The 6,232-nt window shown below is 41.7% G+C and carries 6 protein-coding genes; 1 reads left to right on the forward strand and 5 read right to left on the reverse strand.

The genetic code is table 11. The features are described from left to right. Positions 1 to 385: carboxypeptidase-like regulatory domain-containing protein (locus VF500_RS12840; RefSeq protein ID WP_330860053.1), on the reverse strand; the 385-nt coding region annotated here is incomplete at its 3' end. Between the two features lie 197 nt (positions 386 to 582). Here VF500_RS12840 and VF500_RS12845 point away from each other — a divergent pair. Then, a complete protein-coding gene (locus VF500_RS12845; protein ID WP_330860054.1) occupies positions 583 to 987 on the forward strand; it encodes a hypothetical protein in 405 nt (134 codons plus the stop codon). 71 nt (positions 988 to 1,058) lie between these two features. On the opposite strand, the gene VF500_RS12850 is transcribed toward VF500_RS12845, so the two are convergent. The 4 genes from VF500_RS12850 to VF500_RS12865 all read right to left on the reverse strand — a co-directional run. Next, positions 1,059 to 1,871 (reverse strand): enoyl-ACP reductase FabI, encoded by an 813-nt coding sequence (locus VF500_RS12850; protein WP_330860055.1) that lies wholly within the window; start codon positions 1,869 to 1,871, stop codon positions 1,059 to 1,061. A 144-nt stretch (positions 1,872 to 2,015) separates the two neighbouring features. Then, a complete protein-coding gene (gene recN, locus VF500_RS12855) occupies positions 2,016 to 3,707 on the reverse strand; it encodes a DNA repair protein RecN (protein WP_330860056.1) in 1,692 nt (563 codons plus the stop codon). Positions 3,708 to 3,795: 88 nt separating this feature from the next. Then, positions 3,796 to 5,787, reverse strand: coding sequence for a M56 family metallopeptidase (locus VF500_RS12860; RefSeq protein WP_330860057.1), 1,992 nt, complete (start codon positions 5,785 to 5,787; stop codon positions 3,796 to 3,798). Between the two features lie 5 nt (positions 5,788 to 5,792). Then, positions 5,793 to 6,232: BlaI/MecI/CopY family transcriptional regulator (locus tag VF500_RS12865; protein ID WP_330860058.1), on the reverse strand; the 440-nt coding region annotated here is incomplete at its 5' end.

Consider the following 6,232-nt stretch of genomic DNA (forward strand, 5'->3'; position numbering starts at 1 on the left):
CAAGTACATCCGAATTTAATATTTTACACTGCGCGGCATTTTCAGAACTCCCCAAAAACTGCCGCCTGAAAATGGAGTAATACCTTTCACGATTAGGGTCGGGCCTGATCTTTACCTCATTAAGTTGAAAAGTTTTAGGAATAATGCTAATGGTGCCCAGGTCAATATTGGTGCTGCCTGCCTGAAGACTATAAGTATAGGTTTCATAACCAACTATGGATATGATAAAATCATATTTACCCGGCTTCACGTTGCTCAGTGTAAAAGTGCCGTCGTCGGCAGTTTTGTTGCCTACCTGGGCGTTATTTAAAAATACGCTGGCATTGGGTACGGGTTTGGTATCGGTCATGTTAATGACCTTCCCGGTGATTTTTACCTGGGCCAAGCAACATATAGGTAATAGAAGCAATAAAAACGACAAGGACTTACGCATAGTTAAAGTTAAACTAAAATTTTAGTTAATTAATATTGCGATGTGAAAAATCTTCAGAAAGTATGATTCGAAATAAAAAAAATAAAAAAACGTTTAAACCTTTGAACAAAAACTTGTTCATACAGTTATAATAACTAACGCAATACTTTATGAAAAAAATCTTGACTTTAATTTGCTGCACTATTGTACTTGCCGCAACATCTTGTAAAAAGGAGACGGTTGTTACCGCTCCAAGTGCAACCACTATTTTTGATACAACCCCGGCTTTTGTACTGGATAATACCAATGATCCCAATAGCGTTCATGCCTATACAACAACTTTAGATGTTCCGGAAATTACTGACTATTACGACCATCATGGTGCTGTGTTAGTTTACTTGGATGAGGGAAACGGTTATTATGAACAATTACCGAATGTATATAATGGCATCAGTTACAGGCATGTATATACAACCGGTAAATTATTTATTGATGCCCAAAATGCAGATGGAAGCATACCCGGTGGTACGGATATAAAATTGCCGATAAAGGTAAAAATAGTATTGGTACCATAACCCAATCTAACTCAAACAAAAAAGGAGCCTTGCCAATGCAAAGCTCCTTTTTGTTTAAAGATATATTGAAATTACTTGCCCATTTGGTCAATAACCGCCTGGGTTACGCCGGTGAATGAGAAACCACCATCATGGAATAAGTTTTGCATAGTTACCATTTTAGTCAGGTCGCTGAACATGGTTACGCAGTAATCAGCGCACTGATCAGCATCAGCATTACCCAGCGGACTCATTTTTTCGGCAAATTCGATAAAGCCGTCAAAGCCTTTCACTCCTGAACCTGCAGTAGTGCGGGTTGGTGATTGAGAAATAGTGTTAACACGTACTTTTTTAGCTAAGCCGTACTCGTAACCAAAGTTACGGGCAATGCTTTCCAATACCGCTTTGTTATCGGCCATGTCATTATAGCCAGGGAAATAACGCTGAGCAGCGATATAGCTTAAAGCCAATACCGATCCCCATTCGTTGATGGCATCATGTTTCATGGCCGCTTGCAAGATGCGGTGCAGACTTAATGCTGATATATCAAACCCTTTGTGGGTAAAATCGTAGTTATTTTCAAAGTAAGGTATGTTTTTGCGCACGTTAACGCTCATACCTATCGAGTGCAGGATGAAGTCGACCTTACCGCCAAAGTGTTCAAGTGTTTTAGTGAACAGGTTGTTGATATCATCGCCATTGGTAACATCGGCACCAATAACAGGCGCGTTGCATTCTTCGGCCAGTTTATTGAGTTCGCCCATGCGTAAAGCAATAGGGGCATTTGATAATACAATTTCAGCACCTTCCTGTACAGCGCGTTGTGCCACCTTCCAGGCTATTGATTGCTCATTTAGTGCACCGAAAATGATGCCTTTTTTACCTTTTAATAAATTATAAGCCATTTGTTAAGTTTTTATAATTGAAGCAAAGTTATAATTTATTTTGAGTTTGCAGTTGCCGGTAAACAGTTTGCAATTTTGAGCTTGCGGTTGCCAATTGGTTATTAAAACAGTTGACAATTCCTGCCTACTGCCTACCCGAAACTGCTAACTGAACAATAATTCCCTCGCGTTTTGCAGCGCGCTTTCACCCGGCTTATCACCGCTCAACATTTTGGCAATTTCCAACACACGCTCATCATTGCTTAGCTGTTTAATGCGCGTAAAAGTAGCTGCCTCGCTATCATCTTTATAAACAAAATAATGGCTTTGGCCCTTGCTGGCGATTTGCGGCAGGTGGGTGATAGTGATCACCTGCAGGTTTTGGGCTAAACGCTCCATAATTTGCCCAACCTTGTTAGCTACCTCGCCGGATACACCTGTATCTATCTCGTCAAAAATAATAGTAGGTAAGGCTGTGTATTGTGCCACGATGGATTTAATGCTCAGCATCAACCGTGATAGCTCACCGCCTGAAGCTACCTTGCTCATCTCAGCTAAAGCATGTCCCTTATTAGCCGAAAACAGGAAGCGGATATTATCAATCCCCGTAGCCGTAAGCAAAGGAGCTTGCTCAGCAGTACCCGCTTTAGGTGGGGGAGGCGTAGGGTGTTGTTCAATTTTTAAGCTTGAATTAGCCATACCCATTTCAGCCAATGTAGCCAGTACCTGTTTTTCAATATCAGGAATAGCTTTTTTGCGATTGACCGATAATTGCGCCGCCAGTTTTTCAAGTTCAGCTTTATCGGCAGCTATTTGTTTTTGCAGTTTTTCGATGGCCTCGTCGCTGAACAAAGCCTGCTGGATCTTTTCGGATAGCTCGTCCTGGATCTGTAGCAATTCAACATTGGTACTTACCCGGTGCTTTTTTTGCAGGTTGTAGATCATGCTCAACCGCGTGTTCACCTCTTCGGCACGGGCTTCATCAATAAAAGTATGTTGCTCGATAGCATCAATTTCGGCGACAACATCTTTAAGTTCGATGATTGCACTGTTGATGCGCTGGTGCAGTTCGGCAACAGCAGGATTGTATTTCTCTATCGAACCTAAAGCTTGTCCCGCTTCTTTCAGCTGGATCAATGCGGCAGCCTCGCCATCCTGTAAAAGATAGTTGGCGTTTAAAAGGTTACGTTTAATTTCTTCAGCATTGTTAAGGGTGTTGAGCTCCAATTCTAAATGTTCCTGTTCGTCTGCAACCAAAGAGCCTTTCTCCAATTCATCAAACTGAAACTGGAAATAATCCAGGTCGGCCTTGGCTTTATCGCTTTCGGCAATCAGTTGGTTAAGCTTGCTTAATGACTTTTTATAAGCGCGGAATTTGGTTTGATAATTGAACAGCAAATCTGAATGACGGGCAACCGAATCAACCACCAATAACTGAAACTCCGGATCGTTGATCTCTAATGTTGCATGCTGCGAATGGATATCAATCAGTTTTTCACCCAATTGTTTCAGCGCGGTGAGGTTAACCGGGGTATCGTTCACAAAAGCACGGGACTTACCATCGGCAGAAATTTCGCGACGAAGTACGGTTTCTGTTTCGTAATCCAGGTCGTTCTCCTCAAAAAAATCGGCTAAATGAAAGCCGCTGATCTTGAACGTACCTTCAATAACGCATTTCTTTTGCTGATTAAAAAAATATTTGCTTTCGGCCCGTTGACCCAAAATAAGCGAAAGGGCACCCAATATGATCGATTTACCTGCACCGGTTTCGCCGGTTAATATGTTCAGGCCGCTATCAAAACCTATCTCCAGGTTATCAATAAGCGCGTAATTATTAATGGTTAGCTTTTGAAGCATAAAAAAAGTGTCCTCATTTTATTGAGGACACTAAATTACAAATTAAGGCTCTTTAAAAAATATTTTTTAATACTGTTTGCTAATTTATTTAGTTAGTAGCCGTGTCAGTTTTTACGTCTTCTTTGTCGTCGGTGTCAAACTTATAATCAAAGTCTTTATCCATTTTATCGCGGTACAGTTTCATTTTTTGTTTAAAGGCCGGGCTTTTCATATAGTCCTGCAGTTTTTTGCTGGCTTCTTTAAGGCGTTGCTGGGCTGCTTTAATTTCAGGGCTGTTTTGAAAACCGCGCATTTGTTCGCCAATGTGCCTCATATCCTCCTGTAGTTTTTTCATATCGGGATTGTTGTAGGCTATCCTGATGCTATCGCCCATAGCCTGCATGCGCTCTCTTTTGGCAATAAACTCCGGCGAGTCATAACGGCTACGGATCTTTTGGCCCAGGGTTTTCAACAGTTCAGTTTGCTCCTTTACATCAGCAGGGATCTTGCTTTGCAGCTCGTTCTGGTACTTTTTGTAGTTAGGATCTCTATCGTCGTTATAGCTGTTGTAGCCGCGGTTGTGAGGGATACCATATTTTTTCTCCAGGTCTGAGTTCATTTTTTTAAAATCGGCACTGCTGTAATAAGCACCTATCTTGCGGCCAATCTCGCCCATTTGTTCGCTGGTTCTTTTGCTTTCAGAGGTTTCGCCGTATTCCTTTTGGAAATCTTCGCCCATCTTTTGCATTTCCAGCTTCATTTTCTCCATACCATCAGTGTTGTAATAGGCCTGCAAAGCTTTGCTCTTGGCTTCAATCATTTCCTGTTGGTTTTTAAAAGCATCGCTGGCATAATACTTACCAATTAATTCGCCCTGTTTGCTTACTTCGGCACTTAGTTTCTCAAGTTCGGGATCGTTAAAGCCGTCATAGTTAAAATCATTATGACGTTGTTTGGCCTTTACTATTTCGGCTGCTGTTTTCTTTTTATAGGTTACTGCCTTTTTGGCTTTAGCCTTATGTACTGTGTCTTCCACAAATATAGCATGCAAAGCAGGGGCAGTTACCTTTTTAAGGGTTAGTTTGCCATCTTTTATAGTAGGGTTTAGCCAGGCAATGCTGCTAACGCCCGCAGCTGTTATGGCAAGGGCCACAAGCAGGTGGCGGATATTGCCTATAGGTTTCTTTGTTTTCATGATGCGTTCAATTCTGTTTAATAAATGATATTTTTTGCCGTTAGCAGCCAGGGCCAGCTGTAAATGCTGTTGCCTGGTTTGCTCCAGTTTAAGGAGTGCATGCGCATAGATGAGCGGTTGTTGCGTAGTTTGCACAACAAGGTCGTCGCAGCTGTTTTCGCGCTCCTGGTTAATAATGCGGTTAATTAATTGGGCAAAGGGATTAAAGAATAATAGTATGGAAATAAATTGCTGCACCAGGTTAAGCAGATAATCATTGCGCTTAATGTGCGACAGTTCGTGCAATAAAATGGCTTCAACCTCGGTAGCCGATAAGTAAGTTGTAAGGGTTATCGGCAACAAAATAATGGGGCTTAAAAAGCCTATCATGCAGGGGGCATTAACCATCCGGCTAAAATTTACCCACACATTTTTTTTAATGCCCAGCTTTTGGCAAAGCTCATCGGCAAAGTCCTGCAGCCTGTCGGCAGGTACCATGGTACGTTTTATCAGGCTGATCCTTTGCCAGCTTAAGCTTACCTTAAGCAGGTTAAACACCAATCCCGCAAAGTAAAGGGCCGATATATAGGGCAGATAGCCTTTTATAACGTATTCGTAATAACTGTTTTGCGGTCGGGCTATTACTTCGTGCAGCGGCAGGTAGAAACGTGGTAATAAAGATGGTGCATTTGCAGAAGTGTAATTGATCCACTCATGCAGCCTGAATTGATGGATAAACGTGTATATAAACCAGGCGCTTAACGTAAGCATAGCGCCCATAGCCCAATTATGCTTTTTAATGGCCGATAATCGCGGCGCGCAAATGAACACTAATCTTAAGGCAAACCATATGAGCAATCCCTGCCATAACGATTGTAAAATGGTTACGCCTAACACCTGGCTTATATTATAGAATAAGTTTTCCATAACGTTTATTTTTTATCCTGATCAAATTGATTCAAAAAGTTTTTAATAGCGTCAATCTCGTCTTTTGATGCGCGGTGCTGGCCAAGCGCCTGGATCACCAAATCGGAAGTGGAGCCTTTAAATACAGTAGACAAGATTTTATCCAAAGCGTTGCTTTGCGCCTGCTCCATTGTGAATAAAGCTTTGTATAAATGTGTTTTTGAAGTGGTGTCGCGCTCAACCATTCCTTTGTCATGCATGATCTGCATGAGTTTTAAGGTAGTGGTGTAGCCGGCATCCTTGGTTTTAGAAAGCTCATCATGAACTTCACGTACGGTGCATTGGCCCTTTTTCCAAATTACCTGTAAAATTTCAAGTTCGCTTTCTGTTGCTTTAATTTCCATCTGTTTCTCTATTACGAATTTCTTCGTACAAATATCTACGATGATTTTCGTATTTGCAAGGG

Source organism: Mucilaginibacter sp., assembly GCF_036383575.1.
GTDB lineage: Bacteria > Bacteroidota > Bacteroidia > Sphingobacteriales > Sphingobacteriaceae > Mucilaginibacter.

What these genes read in the sequence shown, in the direction of transcription:
- recN (WP_330860056.1), bottom strand. Translation starts at nt 3,707, where the DNA reads ATGCTTCAAAAGCTAACCATTAATAATTACGCGCTTATTGATAACCTG.
- VF500_RS12845 (WP_330860054.1), top strand. Translation starts at nt 583, where the DNA reads ATGAAAAAAATCTTGACTTTAATTTGCTGCACTATTGTACTTGCCGCA.
- VF500_RS12860 (WP_330860057.1), bottom strand. Translation starts at nt 5,787, where the DNA reads ATGGAAAACTTATTCTATAATATAAGCCAGGTGTTAGGCGTAACCATT.
- VF500_RS12850 (WP_330860055.1), bottom strand. Translation starts at nt 1,871, where the DNA reads ATGGCTTATAATTTATTAAAAGGTAAAAAAGGCATCATTTTCGGTGCA.